Raw genomic sequence first — 19766 nt, forward strand, 5'->3', positions numbered from 1 at the left:
ATGTTCACCGGAATCATCGAGGAGCTCGGCGAGGTCACTCGCGTCGAGCCGAACGCCGACGTCGTGCGGCTGACCGTGCGCGGGCCGAAGGTGGTCGAGGGCGTCCGACACGGCGACTCGATCGCCGTGTCGGGCGTGTGCCTCACGGTCGTGGAGAGCGACGCGATGTCGTTCAGCGCCGACGTGATGGCCCAGACGCTGCGGATGTCGACGCTCGACACGGTCGCGGCCGGACGGCCCGTGAACCTGGAGCGCGCGGCCCTCGTCGGCGATCGCCTCGGCGGGCACATCGTGCAGGGGCATGTCGACGGCACCGCCGAGGTCCTCGAGGTCCGCCCGGGCGACGAGTGGCGCGTCATCCGGTTCGCGCTGCCCGACGCGCTCGCGTCGCTCGTCGTCGACAAGGGCTCGATCGCGGTCGACGGCGTCTCGCTGACCGTGTCGGCGCTCGGCGACGAGGCGGACGGCTCGTGGTTCGAGGTCTCGCTCATCCCCGAGACGCTGGCCGCGACCACGCTCGGCCGGCTCGAGCCGGGCGACCGGGTCAACCTCGAGACCGACGTGCTCGCCCGTCACGTGCAGCGGATGCTGCGGCTCGACGGGCACCGGTCGTTGCCGTCCTCGCTCGCCGAGCCGGTCGGAGGTGCCCGATGAGCCTCGCGACGATGCCCGAGGTGCTCGACGCCCTGCGTGCGGGCAAGCCCGTGATCGTGGCCGACGACGAGGGCCGCGAGAACGAGGGCGACGCCATCATGGCGGCCGAGTTCGCGACCCAGGAGTGGATCGCGTGGATGGTGCGCCGCACGAGCGGGTACCTGTGCGCGCCCATGCCGAACGCGTTCGCCGATCGCCTGCGCCTGCCGCCGATGGTCGAGCGCAACGAGGACGCGCGAGCAACCGCGTACACGGTGTCGGTGGACGCCGCCGACCGCATTTCGACCGGGATCTCGGCGTCCGATCGGGCGCACACGCTGCGGATCCTCGCCGACCCCGCCGCGACGCCCGATCGACTGATCCGCCCCGGGCACATCCTGCCGCTGCGCGCGGTCGACGGCGGCGTGCGCGAGCGCGCCGGCCACACCGAGGCGGCGGTCGACCTGATGCGCCTCGCGGGCCTGTCCCCCGTCGCCGTCATCGGCGAGCTCGTCGCCGACGACGGCGAGATGATGCGACTGCCCGAGCTCATCACGCTCGGCGAGCACGAGGGCCTGCCGGTCACGACGGTCGAGGCCCTCGTCGCCTGGCTGCACGAGTGGCACGACGGACAGGACCTCGCGGCGGGTGAGGCGCCCGAGCCCATCGCGGAGTCCTCGCGCGTGCAGTTCGAGGTCGAGACGAACCTGCCGACCATGCACGGCACGTTCCGGGTGCGCGCCTACCGCGACCGGAACACCGGCGCCGACCACCTCGCCATCATCGCGGGCGATCCCACGGCCGACCCATCCGGCGCCATCACGCGCGTGCACTCGGAGTGCCTGACGGGCGAGGCGTTCGGCTCGCTCAAGTGCGAGTGCGGCCCCCAGCTCGACGCGGCGCTCGAGACGATCGCCGAGCGCGGCGGCGTCGTGATCTACCTCCGCGGTCACGAGGGCCGCGGCATCGGCCTCATCAACAAGCTGCGCGCGTACCGGCTGCAGGAGGGCGGGCTCGACACGCTCGACGCCAACGTCGCCCTCGGCCTGCCCATCGACGCGCGCGACTACACCGCGGCGAGCGCCATCCTCGACGACCTCGGCGTCGAACGGGTGCGCCTGCTGACGAACAACCCCGAGAAGGTCCGCCAGCTCGAGGCGCACGGCATCCGCGTTGCCGACCGGCTGCCGCTCGTCGTCGGCGTCGGCGCCGTGAACGCGGGCTACCTCGAGACCAAGCGCACCCGTATGGGTCACGCGATCGACGACGAGCAGCTGACGGATGGCGCTGCCGACGAACTCCTGAAAGGACACGCATCATGAGCGGAGCCGGATCCCCCGAACTCGACGTCGACGGCCGGGGCCTTCGCGTCACGATCGTCGCCGGCAGCTGGCACGACGAGATCACGAACGGCCTCATCGCTGGCGCGACGCGCAGGCTCGAGTCGGCCGGCGCCGAGTTCTCGCTCGTGCGGGTGCCCGGCAGCTTCGAGTTGCCCGTCGTCTCGAAGGCGGCGCTCGAGGCGGGTGCCGACGCGGTGGTCGCCCTCGGCGTGATCATCCGCGGTGGAACGCCCCACTTCGAGTACGTCTCCTCGGCCGCGACCGACGGCCTGACGCGGGTCGCCCTCGACACCGGCAAGCCCGTCGGGTTCGGCGTCCTGACCCTCGACGACGAGCAGCAGGGCCTCGACCGCGCCGGCCTGCCCGGCTCGAAGGAGGACAAGGGCCGCGAGGCCGCCGAGGCCGCGATCGCGACGGCGAACCTGCTGCGGGGTCTGCGCGCCTGAGCCCACTCGCGGTCTTCAGCGCTGCAGCGCTGCCACGGCAGCCGCGTCGGAGTGTCGCACGCGACCTCAGTCACCGATTCCGCCGCGGTGCTCGGCGGCGCGTCACCGCCGAGGCGCAGGCGACGTCGCTCGGCGAGAACGCGTCAGCGTCGTCGATTCGTGATGGCAATCACCTCGAAGACCCGGTGGAAAGGTATCCGCCGGATACCTTTCCACCCGGTTTCGAGCGGAACCACCTGTTCGATCTCGACAACATCAAGATCGGGGTCAAGCTCGTGGTCGCCGTCGTGATCACAGAGCTCGTGTTCGTCTTCCGCAAGAAGACCCGGCGCCGTCGTGGGCGCTGTGGAGCGTCGGCGGGCTCACCGTCCTGAACGTCATCCTCGCCGTCGCCTGGCGCTGAGCCGTCGCGTCGCGGCCCCGAGTCGACCCCATGCCCACCACGCGGCGAGGCCCACGGCGAAGGAGGCCGCGATCGCGAGCGGCGGCGAGACCTCCTCGATGGGCGGGTACACCTGCCAGTGCGTCAGGTAGACGAACATCGAGGCGGAGGCCACGGTGCCGACCGCTCCCGCAGCGAACGCGGGGACCGGCAGGCTCGTGACCCAGACGAGCAGGCCGAGCCCCACGAGCACGATGGACTCGCGCACCGGATCGCCGAAGAACCCGGCAACGGTCGCGAGTACGATCGCGGTCGCGGCCACCCGGCGCAGCAGCGTGGTCGAGCGGGCCACCAGCCAGCCCAGCGCGATGAGCCAGGCGACCGCGGGCAGTGCGTAGCGCATGGGCGAGTCGGGGGTCACGCCGCCGGCGACGACGTACCGCCAGGCCAGCACCGCGCCGAGCACGACCAGCGCGAAGGCATACGGATACCGGCGCTCGAGCGCTCCGACCCGCGGCACCGCGAACAGCACCGCGAGCCCGACGAACGACCAGATCAGCGCCTCGAGGAACCAGAACTGCCACTGCTCGCTCCACCCGGTCGCGCCGGGCACCGCCCAGTTCGACAGGAGCACGGTCGCAGGATCGTACGTGCCGGCGATGAGCGCGACGCCGCCGATCCACAGTACCGCCGGCACCGCGAGGGCCCGGACGCTTCGCAGCAGCCCGCGCACGCGGCGTGTGCGGGCTTCCCGTTCCTCGCCGCCGCGCACGGCGGCCCCGCTGAGACGGAAGCGCGCCAGGTTGAAGCCGGCGACGGCGAGCAGCAGGTGCGCGCCGCCCTTGAGCTGCACCACGTCGGCATGCGTCGCGACGATGAGCAGGATCGCGGCGGCGCGGAGGACGACCGAGGTCTCGAGCCGGGCGATGCGGCGCCGCGGCTTCGGCTGGTCGAGGTCGTGGACCGTCCTCGCCTCGTCGGCCGGGACGGTCGCGGGGTCCGCTTCGGAGCGCGGTGCAGCACGAGGTGCGAGCTCGCGAATCCGCCGGCTCGGCCAGTCCGCGGGCAGGGCGCCGATGCGCTCCTCGAGCCGCAGCGCGAGTTCGACGTAGTTCAGCGAGTCGCCGTCGAGCGTCGTGAAGCTGTCGTCCTCGGTCGCGTCGGGACGAGCGAGCAGCTCGGCGTACAGGTCGCGGAGGTCGGACGCCGAGTCCGCCGACGCGGTCGATGCCGACCCCGAGGCATCCGTCGCCGTCGCCGCCATGACCGTCGCCTGCAGCATCGCGGCATGGGCGCGCAGCGCTGCGTGATCGGGCTTGCCGTTGGCCGTGCGCGGGAACTCGGCGAGCGCGTGGACGTCGAATGCGTGCGTCGGCAGCCCGCTGTGGCGCTGCACCGCCTCGCGCGCGGCCGCCGCGAACCGCTCGTGCCGCACGAACACCGCGAGTCGCTCGTCGACCCCGACGCTGCGCGCCTCGATGCCGTCGGTGGCGAGCAGCCGCTCGATTCGGTCGAGGTCGAGCCGCAGGCCGTAGCCCTTCACGAAGCGGCTGAGCCGACCGGTGATCTCGTACAGCCCGTCGTCGCGCTGCCGCGCGAGATCGCCCGTGCGCAGTTCGTCGTGCTCGGGCCCGTGGATGAAGTCGGAGGATTCCTCGGCGTAGCCCATCATCACGTTGGGTCCCGAGTAGACGAGCTCGCCCTCACCGGGCGCGCCGCCGCCGACCGACTCGTCGATGCGGAACGACCCGCCCGGGATCGGCACGCCGATCGCCCCGGCCGCGGACTCGGCGAGCGACGGCGGGAGGTAGGCCATGCGTGCGGTCGCCTCGGTCTGGCCGTACATGACGACGATCTCGAAGCCGCGTTCGCGGCCGAGGAGGGCGAGAGAACGGACACGTTCGGGTGCGAGCCGTCCGCCGGCCTGCGTGACGTAGCGCAGCGAGGGAAGTCGGCGCTGCGCGAAGTCGGTGGAATCGAGCAGGTCGTAGGTGTAGGGCACCCCCGCGAACGACGTCGCGCCCGCCGCGTCGAACTCGCTCCAGAACTCGGGCTCGACCACGGAGCGATCGGTGAGCAGCAGGCTGCCGCCCGAGATGAGGTGGCTGTTCACGACCGAGAGGCCGTAGCAGTAGTGGAGCGGCAGCGTCGTCGCCGCACGGTCGTCGGGCGTCAGTCGCAGGTAGTCCGCGATGCTGCGCGCGTTGCTCAGCACGTTGGCACGCGAGAGCCGGACGAGCTTCGGCGACCCCGTCGATCCCGACGTGCTCGCGAGCAGCGCGAGCTCGGGATGGAACGCGTGCCGGCTGCCCGCACCGCGGTCGTCGACCTCGGCGTCCGCGCCGTCCGGGCCGGCGGTGACGATCACGTCGGGCCGGTAGCGGTCGATGAGGCCGTCGAGTCCGGGCGCGCCATCCGCCCCGCCCGCCTGGAGGAGCACCGGGTGTCCGCCGGCGAGCGCCGCGAGGTACGTCACCACGGTCTCGACCGTGTTGGACCCGGTGAGGAACACCAGCCGGCGGCCGGTTCCCAGCGCGGCTCGACGGTCGGCCACGCGCTCGGCGAGCTCCCCGTAGTCCACCGTCACGTCGCCCGTCACGATCGCCGCTGCGGAGGAGTCGCCCCCGAGCAGGTCGAGCACGGCGGGCTCGGTCCTGGTCAGGGTGGTGCGCATGCGGGGGCTCCGGAATCAGACGAGGGCTGCGCCGACTGGGCGCCAGAGGTAAGGCTAACCTTACGTGACGTCCCAGACGAGCCGAAATCGGATGACACGACCGTTCGTCGCACGACCGGGCCGTTCGTCGCATCCGAGTCGCGAGCACCAACACGCCTGCGTAGGGTGTGCAGGTTGCCACAAGCAGCGGTTCCCTCCGCCGACGCGGTGCGGCGCCCACCGAGCGCCGACGTGCCGGCACTCGTCACCATCGGAGTCCCGTCCTGCCATGACCGCAACCGAATCCCCCGCCGACTCGACCGCGCCGGCCGTCACCCGCGCCGCCACCGCGCCCGCCAACTCGCGAGGGCGCGTCATCCTCGCCAGCCTCGTCGGCACCACCATCGAGTTCTACGACTTCTACGCCTACGCGACCGCCGCGGTGCTCGTGTTCCCCATCCTGTTCTTCCCGACCGGCAACGAGACGACGGCCCTGCTGTCGTCGTTCGCCGTGTTCGGCGCGGCGATGGTCGCGCGCCCCATCGGCGCGATCGTGTTCGGCCACTTCGGCGACAAGTACGGCCGCAAGGCCACGCTCGTCGCGTCGCTGCTCACCATGGGCGTCGCGACGTTCCTCATCGGCCTGCTGCCCACGCATGAGCAGATCGGATGGTTCGCCGCGCTGTTCCTGCTGATCCTCCGCCTCGCGCAGGGCTTCGCGCTCGGCGGCGAGTGGTCGGGTGCGGCCCTCGTCGCGACCGAGAACGCGCCGAAGGGCAAGCGCGCCTGGTACGGCACCTTCCCGCAGCTCGGCGCGCCGATCGGCTTCATCATCGCCAACGGCGTGTTCCTCGCGATCAACCTGCTCTCGCCGTCGCGCGAGTGGTTCTTCGAGTGGGGATGGCGCGTACCGTTCCTCTTCTCGGCCGTCATGGTCATCGTCGGCCTGTGGGTGCGGCTCAAGCTCGTCGAGTCGAGCACCTTCACGAAGGCCGCGCAGAAGGGTGCGATCCGCAAGCTCCCGCTCGGCACCGCGTTCCGCCACAACTGGCGCGAGCTCATCCTCGGCACGTTCATCATGCTGGCCACCTACGTGCTCTTCTACCTGATGACGAACTTCACGCTGTCCTACGGCACGAAGGCCGCCGACCTCGAGACCGCGAGCGCCGCCGCGCAGGCCGCCGCCGAGGCGTCGGGCCAGCCGTTCGACGCCGACGCCTTCGCCGCCGCGTTCTATCCCGGACTCGGGTTCACCTATCCCGACTTCGTCATGATGCAGATCATCGGCGTCATGTTCTTCGGGCTGTTCACGCTGCTGTCGGGCCCGATCGCCGACGCCATCGGACGCCGCCGCCTGCTCATCTGGGTGACCGTCGCGATCATCGTCTTCGGCCTCACCTTCAACCTGTTCCTCATGCCGCAGCTCGACCCGAAGTTCACGGGCGCCCTCGTGCAGGCCTTCCTCATCTTCGGGTTCCTGCTCATGGGCTCGACATTCGGACCGATGGGCGCGATCCTGCCCGAGCTGTTCCCGACGAACGTGCGCTACACCGGGTCGGCCGTCGCGTACAACGTCTCGTCGATCCTCGGCGCGGCCGTCGCCCCGCTCATCGCCGTCGCCCTGTGGGCCGCGGCGGACGGGCAGCCGTGGCCGGTCGGCATCTACCTCTCGGTCATGGGCGTGCTGACCCTGGTCGCACTGATCATCTCGAAGGAGACCAAGGACGTCGACTACGACGACGCCGGAGTCGGCGCCCGCGACCAGCTCGCCGAGAGCGAGGCCGAGGCGGCGTCGCTGTAACGCGTCGCACCCGATCCGGGGCGGATGTGGCGGGGCTCACCGGCCCCGCGGCATCCGCCCTGTTCCGTTCGTGTTCCGGTTCCGTTCCACGCCGGTGACGGATGGCGCGACCCCCTTCTGGCCGTGCGAGCCGCGGCGTACCATGACGCCGACAGGGTCGCCGGGACACTCAGCCGGCAACGTCGACGCCCGGCCCCCCGGAGACGGCAGGTGCGCGGATGAACATGACGATGGACATGATGAAGGGCGCGATGTCGGCGTCCGACATGCCGATGAAGGATATGGACATGTCGATGATGCAGGAGTGTATGGAGGCCCTCTCCGCGTGCATGCAGGCGTGCATCATGTGCGCCGACGCGGACGCGGGCGAGGGCATGGGCCGCTGTGCGGCGATGTGCGCCAACTGCGCCGACGTGTGCGACACGATGATGCGGATGATGCTCCGCACGACCGGCTACGACACGCAGGTCATGATGTCGATGATGGAGACGTGCGTGAAGATGTGCCGCGCGTGCTCCGCCGAGTGCAACATGCACGCCGAGATGAGCGAGCACTGCCGCATGTGCGCCATGGCGTGCGACCAGGCGGTCATGGCCATGGAGAAGATGATGGGCGCGATGAAGGAGATGATGCCCGCGAGCTGACGTCACCCGATCGGCGTGGACGCGGCCTGGACGGCCGCGTCTCGCATGTCGGGGCTCAGATGGCGGCGACGCTGAAGCGGTCGTCGCCGCGCGCGAGCACGCCGTAGACGCCGTGCAGCGCGACCGGGTCGCCGACCGCGAGGCCGCCGGTCAGCGCGCCATGGTGCCACACGCGGTGCAGCCCGCCGTCGAGGTCGAGCAGCTCGACGAAGCCGTCGGTGCCGCTCGCCGTGACCACTGCGTCGACCCAGCGGCTCGACGCGATGCGCGACAGGCGGTCCTGCATCGGGTGCAGCCCGTGGCCCGGGCGGTCGCTCGCGCATGCCTCGCCCTCGACGCAGCCGCGCATGCCCATCGCGAGGCCCGTGCGGGACTCGGCGGCGGCGTGCGGCTGGTGGGTCGACATGGCGTGCTCCTCGGGGTTCGTACCGTGCAGGCGACGATACGCCCGGGGTCACCGGATGTCGCGGTGGGCCGTCACACGTCGAAACAGTGACCGGGATCAGGCGAGGAACAGCGCTCGCAACCGCCTCGTGGTGAAGAACATGCCGAACGCGATCATCACGACGTAGTAGCCGACGTGGACGAGCATGGCCGGACCGACCGCCCCCGTCGTCAGCCCGCGGACGAGTTCGACGCCGTGCCACAGCGGCAGCGCCTGGATCACCCACTGGATCGGCTCGGGGTAGACCGAGAGCGGGTAGAAGGTCGCCGAGAACAGGAACATGGGGAGCATCACGAAGTTGATCCAGTCCATCTCCTGGAACGACTTCAGGTAGCTCGTGACCGCCATGCCGACACTCGCGAACCCGAAGGCGATGAGCAGCACGGCGGGGATCGCGAGCAGCGCCCACCACGACAGCGCCAGCCCGAGCACCTGCATCACGACCATGAACCCGGCCGCGTACAGGCCGCCGCGCAGCAGGGCGAGCGAGATCTCGCCGAGCGCGACGTCGAGCGGACCGAGCGAGGTCGCGAGCATGCCCTCGTAGAGCTTCGCGAACCGGATCTTGAAGAAGACGTTCCACGTCGAGTCGTAGATCGCGCCGTTCATGGCCGCGACCGCGAGCAGCGCCGGGGCGATGTAGGCCGCGTAGGGCACCTCGCGCCCGTCGACGGTCACGGTGCCGACGAGCGCGCCGAGCCCGATTCCGAGCGAGAGCAGGTAGAAGATGGGCTCGAACAGGCCGCTGAGCATGACCAGCCAGTTCGTGGAGCGCGTGGCGCGCCATCCGCGGTACATGACCGATCGGGCGTTGCCGGCGTACAGCGCCCCGACCCCTCGACGGGTGCGGTGCTGGGCGGCGTGGTCGACCGTGGTCATGCGGTCAGCCTCCGGAATGCGATGCGCCGCGACCAGGCCCACCCGACCGCGGTCATGGCCACGAGCACGACGACGTGGAGCACCGTGAGCCAGATCGGCTCGGCGTACCCGAACGTGAGCACGCGCGCGAGCTCGGTGCCGTGCCACAGCGGCGAGAGCCATCCGATCCACTGGAGGAACCACGGCAGCTCGGTGAGCGGGAAGAACGTGCCCGAGAACAGCGTGAGCGGCAGCACGACGAGCCGCTCGACCATCGCGAGCTGCCCGGTGTCGTCGCGGATCGTCGAGGCGTACGCCATGAGCAACGTGCCGAATGCCATGCCGGTGAGGGTGGCGACGACGATCGCCATCCAGCCCGTCGGAGACGGCACGGCGCCGAAGAGGAGCATGAAGACGAAGTACACGGCCATCGTCGCCGCGAGTCGGATGACCACCGAGATGACCAGCCCGTCGACGATCTGGCCGGGCCTGATCGGGCCGGCGTGGATGCCGCTGAACGTGGGGTTCCACTTGTAGCCGAGCAGCACCGGGTACGAGAACTCGATGGTGGCGGTGGTGAGCCCGGCGCTGCACAGGAGGGCCGGCGCGACGTACACGAGGTAGCCGACGCCGGCGGCCTCGGCCCCGAGGTTCTGGTCGACGAGCGTCGCGAGCCCGACGCCCATCGCGTAGAGGTAGATGAGCGGCTCGCCGAAGCCCGTCGCGATGATCGTCTGCCCGTACGACCACATGACGCGCAGGCGGTGCTCGGCGACGTACCAGGCGCCGAACCGCCGAGGGCGCGCTCCGCCGGCGAGGGCCAGGCGGGCGTCGTCGCTCACGGCCTCGGGCGTCGTGCGGGAGTCGCTCATTCGATGAGGCTCCGTCCGGTCAGCCGGAGGAAGACGTCCTCGAGGCTCGAGCGCCGCACGAGGCTCGTGAGCGGCCGCAGCCCCGCGTCGGAGATGCGCTCGAGCTCGGCCTCGCCGTCGCCCGTGTAGACGAGGATGCGATCGGGCAGCACCTCGACGCGGTCGCCCGTGCCCTCGAGGGCCTGCGCGACCGCTTCGTTGCGGTCGGAGCCGAACCGCAGTTCGAGCACCTCGCGCGACGAGTGCCGGCGGATGAGCTCGGCCGGCGTGCCCTCGGCCATGATGCGGCCGTGGTCGACCACGATGAGCCGGTCGCAGAGCTGCTCGGCCTCATCCATGTAGTGCGTCGTGAGCACGAGCGTCTTGCCCTGCTCCTTGAGCCGGAACAGCCGGTCCCAGAGGATGTGGCGGGCCTGCGGGTCGAGCCCGGTGGTCGGCTCGTCGAGCAGCAGGATGCGGGGATCGTTGATGAGCGCGCGCGCGATCGTCAGTCGCCGCTTCATGCCGCCCGAGAGCGCGTCGACCTTGGCGGAACCCCGATCGTCGAGCTGCGCGAATCGCAGCAACTCGTCGGCGCGTTCGGCCACCACGCGTCGCGGCAGCCCGAAGTACCGGCCGTAGACGAGCAGGTTCTCGCGAACGCGCAGTTCGGCGTCGAGGTTGTCGGCCTGCGGCACGACGCCGAGCTGCGAGCGGATGTCGGGACCGTGCCGGTCGGGATCGAGCCCGAGGATCGACAACTCGCCGTCGGTGCGCGCCGAGACTGCGCCGATCATGCGCATCGTGGTCGACTTGCCGGCCCCGTTCGGCCCGAGCAGCCCGAACGACTCGCCGGGGGCGACCTCGAAGGAGAGTCCGTCGACGGCGGCGAACTCCCCGTATCGCTTGACGAGGTCGGCGGCGACGATCACGGGCTGCGGCACGGTTCCCCACCCTAGACCCGGGTGCCGACATAGCATGGCGCCATGCAGCCCGCCCCCTCCCCCGGCGCCGGGAGCGCCATCCGCGTCGGCGATCGCGTCCGCGAGGCCGTCGCCGCGGGGCGCCCGGTCCTCGCGCTCGAATCGACGATCCTCACGCACGGCCTCCCCCGCCCGCGAAACCTCGCCGTCGGTCTCGAGGCCGAGGCCATGGTGCGCGAGGCCGGGGTCGAGCCGGCGACGATCGGGGTCGTGGCCGGGGTCCCGGTCGTGGGGCTCGAGCCCGACGACATCCGGCACCTCTGCACCGCCGAGGCCGTGGTGAAGGCGAGCACGCGCGACCTGCCGCTCGCCCGCGCGCAACGCCTCGACGCGGGCACGACCGTCGCGGCGACCGCGTGGCTCGCGCATCGGGCGGGCATCCGGGTGTTCTCGACCGGCGGGCTCGGAGGCGTGCATCGCGGCGCGGGCGAGACGTTCGACGAGTCGGCCGACCTGCCGACCCTCGCCGTCACCCCCATCACGCTCGTGAGCGCGGGTGTGAAGTCGATCCTCGACATCGCCGCGACGCTCGAGCGGATCGAGACGCTCGGCATCCCCGTGGTGGGATACCGCACGGACCGATACCCGGGCTTCTACGTCGCCGACTCCGGCTTCCCCGTGCCGGCGCGCGTCGAGTCCGCGGGCGAGATCGCGGCGGTCACACGGGCGCGTGACGAGCTGGGGCTGCCGGCCGCCGTCCTCGTCGCGAACCCGATCGCCGAGGCCGAGCAGCTCGATCCGGCCGAGCACGACCGCGTGCTCGCCGAGGCGTTGCAGGCGGCGGATGACGCGGGCATCACCGGGCACGACACGACACCGTTCCTCCTCGACTACGTGCAGCGCGCCACCGGTGGCCGCAGCCTCGAGGTGAACCTCGCCGTGTACTTCGGCAATGCGCGCCTCGGCGCGGAGATCGCGCGTGAGCTCGCCGGCTGAGGGGGCCCACCCGGCGGATGGGCGACCGACGACCGGTGTGCTCGTGGTCGTCGGCGACCTGCTCGAGGACATCGTGGTGTGGGCGACCGAGCCGATCCGCGCGGCGACGGATTCCGCATCACAGGTGTTCCGCTCGCGAGGCGGCAGCGCGGCGAACGTCGCCGCGCACGCGGCCGCCCTGGTACCCACCCGCTTCATCGGCCGGGTCGGCGACGACGGCGCGGGCCGCGCCCTCGAGGCGGCGCTCGCTGCGACCGGGGTCGACGTGCGCGTGCAGCGTGCCGGCCGGTCGGGTGCGGTCGTGCTCATCGTCGCGCCCGACGGCGAGCGCACGATGTTCCCCGACCGGGCGGCCGCGGCCGAGCTCGAACGCGTCGATCCGGGCTGGCTCGACGACGCCGCCTGGCTGCACGTGCCGAGCTACGGGTTCGAGCACGAGCCCATGCGCGGCGAGGTGCGACGCCTCGTGGCGCGTGCTCGCGACCGCGGCGCGACGGTGTCGATCGACGCCTCCTCGACCGGCCTGCTCGAGACGCTGGGCGTCGAGCGCGTGCTCGGGTGGCTCGCCGACCTGCGCCCCGACGTGCTGTTCGCGAACGAGACCGAGGCGGCACTGCTCGGGGTCGCGCGCGGCGGTGACGTCGCGGCATCCGTCGCCCGGCGTGTCGTCGTCAAGCACGGGCCCTGGCCGACCGAGGTGTTCGACGCGGCTTCGCTCGTCGAGCGCGTGCCCGTCGCTCCCGTTGCCTCGGTGCGCGACCTGACCGGCGCGGGCGATGCGTTCGCCGCGGGCTACATCGCCGCGGCACGCTCCGGGGCGGATGCCACGGCGTGCTGCCTCGCCGGACACGCGCTCGCGGCATCCGTCATCGCCACGCCGGGCGGCGACGTCAACGGCGGTTGACGTCCTGGTCTTCGTCAACTACGGTTGACGCATGGACGACGGCACGCTCAAGACCGCCATCGCCGCGGCCGACGGCGACGATCCCTACCGCGCGCTGCGCCGCATCCGCGCCGCGCGCATCGAGGTCACCCGTGAACTCGATCGGGCCGAGGCCGCCGCGGTCCGGCGCGCTCGCGCGTCGGGGTCGAGCTGGCAGCTCATCGCACTCGCGCTCGACGTGAGCAAGCAGGCCGTCCACAAGAAGTACGGGCGCGCGTAACCGCGATCCATCCACAGGCCCGAACCCGCGGCCACGGCTCCCAGCCGGGAGACGTATGCTGCAAGGCGGCCCGCGAGCGCGACGACGGATGCCGCAGCCGCGCGCCACGCGACAGGAAGACGACATGAGCGACATCGAGACCCGTCCCGGCACCCGCGCCGCCGCACGCGCCGCAGAACGCGCCGCCGAGCGCTCGGCCCGCACCGGCGGCATCCCGCTGCCCGGCCGCCGCCCCGCGGCCACCGACCGTCCGACGACGGAGCGTCCGGCATCCGCCCCGGGCGCGGGCGGCGAGCGGCGCCGCAACCCATTCGGCCGTCGCGGCGAGACTCCGCCCGGCCCTCGCGCGACCTTCCGCCAGCTCCTGCCGTTCATCTTCGAGCACCGGCCGGTGCTCATCCTCGTCGCCGTGCTCTCGGTCGTCGGCGCCGTCGCGAGCCTCGCCCAGCCGTTGCTCGTCGGCCGGGTCATCACGATCGTCGAGGCCGGCGAACCGCTCGACGGGCTGGTCTGGGCACTCGTGGCGCTCGTGGTCGTCAGCGCGATCATCACCGGGTACCAGCACTACCTGCTGCAGCGCACGGGCGAGGGCGTGGTGCTCTCGAGCCGCCGCCGGCTCATCGCCAAGATCCTGCACCTGCCCATCGCCGAGTTCGACACGCGTCGCACCGGCGACCTCGTCTCGCGTGTGGGCAGCGACACCACCATGCTGCGTGCCGTCCTGACACAGGGCCTCGTCGAGGCGATCGGCGGCGCCGTCACGTTCGTCGGCGCCCTCATCGCGATGCTCATCATCGACGCGGCACTGCTCGGTCTCACGGCGCTCGTGATCGCCATCGCCATCACGACCGTCACCCTGCTGTCGTCGCGCGTGCGCGAGGCGTCGCACGCAGCGCAGGCCAAGGTCGGCGACGTCGCGGCATCCGTCGAACGCGCCATCACCTCGGTTCGGACCATCCGCGCCGCCGGAGCGACCGAGCGCGAGATCGTCGCGGTCGACCGCGAGGCCGAGGGCGCCTGGTCGATGGGCGTGCAGGTCGCCAAGATCTCGGCACTCATCGTGCCGATCGCCGGCATCGCGATGCAGGTGTCGTTCCTCGTCGTGCTCGGCGTCGGCGGCTTCCGCGTCGCGTCGGGCGCGATCACGGTCGCCGACCTCGTGGCGTTCATCCTGTTCCTGTTCATGATGATCCTGCCGCTGGGCCAGGCGTTCGGCGCGATCACCTCGGTCAACCAGGCGCTCGGCGCGCTCGGCCGCATCCAGGAGATCCTCGAACTCCCCGACGAGGACGCGCACGACCGGCAGCTCGCCGCTCGCGCCGTCGTCGTCGGTCCCGCCAACGAGGGGCTGCTGCCCGATGCCGCGGCGATCGAGTTCGACGACGTGCACTTCGCGTACGCGCTCACGCGCCCGTCCGACCCGGCCGACCCCGCCAACGACTCGCCCGACGAGCACCTGCCCGAGCCCGACGTCACCGACCGGCAGCCGGTGCTGCGCGGCGTCTCCTTCCAGGTGCCGCGCGGGCAGCGCATCGCTCTCGTCGGCCCCTCCGGAGCCGGCAAGTCCACCATCCTCGCCCTCATCGAGCGGTTCTACGACCCGAGCGTCGGCACGGTGCGGATGGGCGGGCTCGACGTCCGCGCCGTCGATCGGGCCGAGCTGCGCGCCCAGATCGGCTACGTCGAGCAGGATGCACCGGTGCTCGCCGGCACTATCCGCGACAACCTCAAGCTCGGCAGCCCCGATGCGTCCGACGACGAGTGCGAGCACGTGCTCCACGCGGTGAACCTCGGCTCGGTGCTCGATCGCGATCCCGCCGGGCTCGACGCGCAGGTCGGCGAGAACGGCATCATGCTGTCGGGCGGCGAACGCCAGCGACTCGCCATCGCACGAGCGCTGCTCGCGGCGCCGCCGATCCTGCTGCTCGACGAGTCGACCTCGTCGCTCGACGGCGTGAACGAGCGCATGATGCGCGAGGCGATCGACGCGGTCGCCGCCGGCCGCACGCTGATCGTGATCGCGCACCGGCTGTCGACGGTCGTCGACTCCGACCGGATCGTCGTCCTCGACGAGGGTCGGGTGATCGGCGAGGGCACCCACCAGCAGCTCGTCGAGACCGTGCCGCTGTATCGCGAACTCGCCGAGCACCAGCTCCTCGTGTGAGCCCTCGAGCGCCGGGAGGCGCCGCGAGTCGACCGATCCTCGCCGCCCGGGTTCAGGGTTATCCCCCATGTCGACCCGGGGCGGACTCCGATGTCGCGCCGGAGCATCGTCCATAACGTGGCCTCCATCGCAATCCCGGCGCGCTCGCGCCGCCCCAGACGGAGGACCACCATGACGCTGCTCGATTCCCCCCGGACCGCAGGCCCCGCGGTCCTCTCCTCCCGCGACCTCGTCGCCGCGCTCGACACCCCGCCCGTCGACGACGCGCCCGCCGCAGCCGCGCCCGGATTCGACGAACTCCGCGGCCGCCTGCAGACCTGGCTGCGCGAATGGGACACCCAGCGCCTGCCCGCGTTCGAGCAGGCCCGCTCGGTCATGCCGCAAGGCGAGCGGACGAGCGCCTTCCGCACCGCCGCCACGCGCGCCGACGGCGCCGTGCGCATCACCGCGAGCCTGTACGACGCGCCGAACCGGCAGGGCGACGCCCTCGCCTGGTCGCGCAACTGGCTGACCGCGGTGACGCTGCCGGCCGCGCCGGTGGACGGTCGCCTCTTCTACCGGTTCCGCGCCGGAAGCCGGCTGGTGCTCGACGGGCGCGCCGAGACCGCCCTCGCCTCGACCAGCGTGCACGTCGGCGTGACCGCGGATGCCGCGACGTCGAGCCCGTTCGACGCGCCGGGCTTCGGGACCCCCGTGTGCCGGCCGCTCGTCGGCGTCGAGGCCCGCGAGGACGTCGACGCACGTGCCGAGCACGACATCGAGGGCTCGATCGACCTCCGCGCGGGCGACCGCCCGGCCATCGCGATCGTCCTCGGCGCCAACCTCGTCTTCCGCGACGGCTGGATGCGCGTCCACGAGGGTTCGGGCCTCTGGATCGGTTCCGCCGGCGGCGGGCCGACCGGGTCCATCGAGGTGCGGTTCGCGCCGTCCGCCCTGCTCGAGCTGTTCGACCAGGCCGGCATCGCCTGACCGCCCCGGCCCGACCATCGACCGACGCGTCCCATGCGGCGTAGCCTCGCCGCATGGGACGCTTCGCCGTGGTGCTGCCGCTCGAACCGCTCGCGTCGGGCGACGCGTTCCCGGTCGCGGCGTGGCCACTGCACGTGACCGTCGTCGAGCCGTTCGAGACGCGGCACGACGCCGTGTGGGTCGCCGAGCTCCTCGGCCCGGTGCTGCACGGCCGACGTCCGATCGAGGCCCAGGCGTTCGACCGGGCGATGTTCGGACCGAAGCGCGACGTGCCGGTCACGCTCGTCCGCGACCGCGGACCGCTCGGCGCGATGCGCACGCGCCTGCTCGGCGCACTTCGGGACGCCGATGTCGACGTCGCGCGCGCCCGGCTCGACTATCGACCGCACGTGACCGACAACTCGCACGGATCGATCCCGCCCGGCCGCACCGTCCGGCTCACCCAGGCGGCACTCGTGGACCTCAGGCCGCCCGAGGGACGCGCGATGCGGACCGTCGCCGCGGTCTGGCCGCTGGCCACCTGACGCTCAGCTCATGCCGGGCGGCGCTCGACCGTTCAGAAGCCGCCGCGATCCCACTCGCGGATTCCGGGATCGTCACGGCGGCGTTGTGCCTCCGCGTCATCCCAGAGGTCGGGTCCCTCGGTCCCGGCCGACCGATCGCGCCGGATCCGCATCGCCAGCAGCACACCCAGGACGACGAGCCCGACGATCAGCAGACCGGCGATCCACAGCCAATCCATGCGCCGCACGGTACTCCTCCGCGGTGCGCCCGGCAACGCGAACGAGCCGCACGGCACCACCTCGCGGATGCGGGCACACCCGGCCGCGCGGGTATGGAGCCGTGCCCGCCCGACGGAACTACGCGCGCTCGGCGCCGCCGGTGGGCGCCGGCGCGGCGGGGGCATCGGCCACCTCGTCGTCGATGGTGCCCAAGCGCGCCTTCTGCCAGGGCCAGCGACCCGCGATCTCGACCTCGAGCGACCAGCTGAGGAACGTCCGGATGAGCACGATGAGCCCGAGGACCGCGACCGACTCCATGGTCGGCGTCACGGCGACCGTGCGGATGATGTCCGCGGCCACGAGCAGCTCGAGCCCGATGAGGATGCCGCGGCCGAGTACGCGCCGGAACCGCGCGTAGACCGGGCCGGTGCGTCGGAGGCGCCGCACCGCGGCATCCGTCAATGCGTAGAGCACCCCGACGACGATCGCGACGACGCCGATGATGTCGATGACCTCGCCGACGCGCGTGATGACCGTGCCGAACTCCATGCCGCCCTCCACGGCTCACGGTAGACCCGCGCGACGATCCCGCGAGCGTGGCGCCGGGCGTGGCGTGAAGGTCTACCGCAGGGCCGGCCGTGAGGAAGGGCGACGGATGCCGCGGGCGAGGCGCGCCTTCCCGTGCACGCCGCGCCCGCGGCATCCGTCGCCGTGCGCGCACCCCCATGCGCGCGGCCGCCGGCCGCCCCCGCCCAGGGACGGCCGGCCGCGAGCGATCGCTACGCGACCTGCTGCTGCAGGTGGTAGCGCAGGCTCGAGAGCTCGGCGTTGAGTGCGGCGGGCACCCGGTCGCCGAACTGGGCGAAGTACTCCTCGGTGAGGTCGCACTCCGCGAGCCAGGTCTTCGGGTCGACCTCGAAGAGGTGGTCGACCGTGTCCTGCGAGATCTCGAGTCCGTCGAGGTCGAGCGAACCCTCGGCCGGGAGCAGCCCGATGGGCGTCTCGCGCGCCTCGGCCGTGCCCTCGACGCGGCCGACGATCCACTCGAGCACGCGCGAGTTCTCGCCGAACCCGGGCCAGAGGAACTTCCCGTCGTGGCCCTTGCGGAACCAGTTGACCTGGAAGATCTTCGGCGCGTTCGTGCCGAGGATGCGCCCCATCTTCACCCAGTGGCCCCAGTAGTCCGCCATGTTGTAGCCGCAGAACGGGAGCATCGCGAAGGGGTCGCGGCGCAGCTCGCCCACGGTGCCCTCGGCTGCGGCGGTCTGCTCGGACGAGATCGTCGCACCCATGAAGACGCCGTGCTTCCAGGTGCGCGCCTCGGCGACGAGCGGCACGTTGGTGGCGCGGCGGCCGCCGAACAGGATCGCGTCGATGGGCACGCCGTCGTGGGCGTCCCAGTCGTCGGAGATCTGCGGGCACTGCGCGGCCGCGACGGTGAACCGCGAGTTGGGGTGTGCGGCCGGGCGTCCCGATTCGGGCGTCCAGTGGTTCCCCTCCCAGTCGATGAGCTCGGCGGGCGCGGTGTCGGTCAGGCCCTCCCACCACACGTCGCCGTCGGGCCGCAGCGCGACGTTCGTGAAGATCGTGTTGCCCCACAGCGTCTGGACGGCGGTGGGGTTCGTCGACTCGCCCGTGCCCGGCGCGACGCCGAAGAAGCCCGCCTCGGGGTTGATCGCGTAGAGGCGGCCGTCCTCGCCGGGACGCATCCACGCGATGTCGTCGCCGATCGTCTCCACCTTCCAGCCGGGGATCGTGGGCTGCAGCATCGCGAGGTTGGTCTTGCCGCACGCCGACGGGAATGCGGCCGCCACGTGGTACGCCTTGCCCTCGGGCGAGGTGATCTTGATGAGCAGCATGTGCTCGGCGAGCCACCCCTCGTCGCGCGCCATCACCGAGGCGATGCGCAGCGCGAAGGCCTTCTTGGCCAGGAGGGCGTTGCCGCCGTAGCCCGAACCGTACGACCAGATCTCGCGCGAGTCGGGGAACTGCACGATGTACTTCGTCTCGTTGCAGGGCCACTCGACGTCGTCGCGGCGGTGGCCGACGCCGTCGACGAGCGGGTAGCCGACCGAGTGGATGGTGCGCACCCACGGTTCGCCGGTCTCGATGAGGCGGTACACCTGCTCGCCCATGCGCGTCATGATGCCCATCGAGAGGACGACGTAGGGCGAGTCGGTGATCTCGACGCCGAGCTGGCTGATCTCGCCGCCGAGCGGACCCATCGAGAAGGGCACGACGTACATCGTGCGACCCTTCATCGAGCCGTCGAACACGTGCGAGAGCTCCTCGCGCATCGCGTGCGGGTCGCGCCAGTTGTTCGTGGGCCCGGCGTCCTCCTCGTAGGTCGAGCAGATGAACGTGCGGTCCTCGACGCGCGCGACGTCCGACGGGTCGGTGCGCGCGAGGAAGCTGTTCGGACGCCACTCGGGATTGAGCTTGATCATCTTGCCCTCGGCGACCAGCTGCTTGGTGAGCAGGTCGGCCTCATGCTTCGAACCGTCGCACCAGACGATCTCGTCGGGCTTGGTGAGTGCGGCGATCTCGGCGACCCACGCGCGGAGGGCGGGGTCGGTGGTGCCGCGCTGGCGGTCCCCCGCGTCCGAGGCGGATCCGGAGGCGCTGACCGAGAAGTCGGAGATGGTCATCGTCGTCCCTTTCGTGGAGGTTCGGGAGCCCCAGGTTCGGTGGCGTGTTTCCAGTCTGCGAGAAGACAGGACATACATTCAGCCCCATGACGTGTTAAGAACGCGTGATCTTTCGATATTCTGAA

At 71.7% G+C, this 19766-nt stretch carries 19 protein-coding genes; 11 read left to right on the top strand and 8 right to left on the bottom strand.

Annotated features, from left to right (window positions below):
• From BLT99_RS09160 to ribH, 3 genes are read left to right on the top strand one after another with little or no spacing between them, the layout of a single operon-like run.
• Nucleotides 1-654, top strand: coding sequence for a riboflavin synthase (locus BLT99_RS09160; protein ID WP_092671324.1), 654 nt, complete (start codon nt 1-3; stop codon nt 652-654).
• Nucleotides 651-1955, top strand: a complete 1305-nt coding sequence (gene ribA / locus BLT99_RS09165; protein WP_092671327.1) for a GTP cyclohydrolase II — start codon at nt 651-653, stop codon at nt 1953-1955. Before BLT99_RS09160 ends, ribA begins: the two co-directional genes overlap by 4 nt.
• Nucleotides 1952-2422, top strand: coding sequence for a 6,7-dimethyl-8-ribityllumazine synthase (gene ribH, locus BLT99_RS09170; protein ID WP_092671330.1), 471 nt, complete (start codon nt 1952-1954; stop codon nt 2420-2422). Before ribA ends, ribH begins: the two co-directional genes overlap by 4 nt.
• Before the next feature lie 377 nt (nt 2423-2799).
• Here the strand turns inward: ribH and BLT99_RS09175 are convergent, their stop codons facing one another.
• Entirely contained in the window at nt 2800-5478 is a 2679-nt protein-coding gene (locus BLT99_RS09175; RefSeq protein WP_092671333.1) for an AMP-binding protein, read from the bottom strand.
• 268 nt (nt 5479-5746) lie between these two features.
• Between BLT99_RS09175 and BLT99_RS09180 the strand changes: the two genes are divergently transcribed.
• Both BLT99_RS09180 and BLT99_RS09185 read left to right on the top strand, forming a co-directional pair.
• Entirely contained in the window at nt 5747-7258 is a 1512-nt protein-coding gene (locus tag BLT99_RS09180; RefSeq protein ID WP_092671336.1) for an MFS transporter, read from the top strand.
• A gap of 218 nt (nt 7259-7476) precedes the next feature.
• Nucleotides 7477-7902, top strand: coding sequence for a hypothetical protein (locus BLT99_RS09185; RefSeq protein WP_231945680.1), 426 nt, complete (start codon nt 7477-7479; stop codon nt 7900-7902).
• Nucleotides 7903-7957: 55 nt separating this feature from the next.
• Here the strand turns inward: BLT99_RS09185 and BLT99_RS09190 are convergent, their stop codons facing one another.
• The 4 genes from BLT99_RS09190 to BLT99_RS09205 form a co-directional block, all read right to left on the bottom strand.
• Nucleotides 7958-8308 carry a hypothetical protein gene (locus BLT99_RS09190; RefSeq protein ID WP_092671339.1) on the bottom strand — a complete coding sequence of 117 codons (351 nt, stop codon included), beginning with the start codon at nt 8306-8308 and terminating at the stop codon, nt 7958-7960.
• A gap of 96 nt (nt 8309-8404) precedes the next feature.
• Nucleotides 8405-9226, bottom strand: coding sequence for an ABC transporter permease (locus BLT99_RS09195; RefSeq protein ID WP_092671342.1), 822 nt, complete (start codon nt 9224-9226; stop codon nt 8405-8407).
• Entirely contained in the window at nt 9223-10077 is an 855-nt protein-coding gene (locus BLT99_RS09200) for an ABC transporter permease (protein WP_092671345.1), read from the bottom strand. The genes BLT99_RS09195 and BLT99_RS09200 overlap by 4 nt, the downstream gene beginning before the upstream one ends.
• Nucleotides 10074-11000: an ABC transporter ATP-binding protein gene (locus BLT99_RS09205; RefSeq protein ID WP_092671348.1), complete on the bottom strand. Its 927-nt coding sequence runs from the start codon at nt 10998-11000 to the stop codon at nt 10074-10076. The genes BLT99_RS09200 and BLT99_RS09205 overlap by 4 nt, the downstream gene beginning before the upstream one ends.
• Before the next feature lie 42 nt (nt 11001-11042).
• Between BLT99_RS09205 and BLT99_RS09210 the strand changes: the two genes are divergently transcribed.
• From BLT99_RS09210 to BLT99_RS09235, 6 genes are all read left to right on the top strand, one after another.
• A complete protein-coding gene (locus tag BLT99_RS09210; RefSeq protein WP_092671350.1) occupies nt 11043-11975 on the top strand; it encodes a pseudouridine-5'-phosphate glycosidase in 933 nt (310 codons plus the stop codon).
• The gene (locus BLT99_RS09215; RefSeq protein ID WP_229724734.1) at nt 11959-12879 is read left to right on the top strand and encodes a carbohydrate kinase family protein; all 921 of its coding nucleotides are present in this window, start codon (nt 11959-11961) and stop codon (nt 12877-12879) included. The genes BLT99_RS09210 and BLT99_RS09215 overlap by 17 nt, the downstream gene beginning before the upstream one ends.
• A gap of 31 nt (nt 12880-12910) precedes the next feature.
• Nucleotides 12911-13138: a hypothetical protein gene (locus BLT99_RS09220; RefSeq protein WP_092671356.1), complete on the top strand. Its 228-nt coding sequence runs from the start codon at nt 12911-12913 to the stop codon at nt 13136-13138.
• Nucleotides 13139-13262: 124 nt separating this feature from the next.
• Nucleotides 13263-15302 carry an ABC transporter ATP-binding protein gene (locus tag BLT99_RS09225; protein ID WP_092671359.1) on the top strand — a complete coding sequence of 680 codons (2040 nt, stop codon included), beginning with the start codon at nt 13263-13265 and terminating at the stop codon, nt 15300-15302.
• Nucleotides 15303-15473: 171 nt separating this feature from the next.
• The gene (locus BLT99_RS09230) at nt 15474-16271 is read left to right on the top strand and encodes a hypothetical protein (RefSeq protein WP_092671362.1); all 798 of its coding nucleotides are present in this window, start codon (nt 15474-15476) and stop codon (nt 16269-16271) included.
• A 53-nt stretch (nt 16272-16324) separates the two neighbouring features.
• On the top strand, nt 16325-16795 hold the full coding sequence (locus BLT99_RS09235; RefSeq protein ID WP_092671365.1) for a 2'-5' RNA ligase family protein: 471 nt from the start codon (nt 16325-16327) through the stop codon (nt 16793-16795).
• Between the two features lie 32 nt (nt 16796-16827).
• On the opposite strand, the gene BLT99_RS09240 is transcribed toward BLT99_RS09235, so the two are convergent.
• The 3 genes from BLT99_RS09240 to BLT99_RS09250 form a co-directional block, all read right to left on the bottom strand.
• Nucleotides 16828-17013, bottom strand: a complete 186-nt coding sequence (locus tag BLT99_RS09240) for a hypothetical protein (protein ID WP_092671368.1) — start codon at nt 17011-17013, stop codon at nt 16828-16830.
• Between the two features lie 118 nt (nt 17014-17131).
• Nucleotides 17132-17542 carry a DUF1622 domain-containing protein gene (locus tag BLT99_RS09245; RefSeq protein WP_092671371.1) on the bottom strand — a complete coding sequence of 137 codons (411 nt, stop codon included), beginning with the start codon at nt 17540-17542 and terminating at the stop codon, nt 17132-17134.
• A gap of 230 nt (nt 17543-17772) precedes the next feature.
• A complete protein-coding gene (locus BLT99_RS09250) occupies nt 17773-19641 on the bottom strand; it encodes a phosphoenolpyruvate carboxykinase (GTP) (protein ID WP_092671374.1) in 1869 nt (622 codons plus the stop codon).
• Nucleotides 19642-19766 lie beyond the last annotated feature (125 nt).

This window comes from Agromyces flavus, from assembly GCF_900104685.1.
GTDB classification, from domain to species: Bacteria; Actinomycetota; Actinomycetes; order Actinomycetales; family Microbacteriaceae; genus Agromyces; species Agromyces flavus.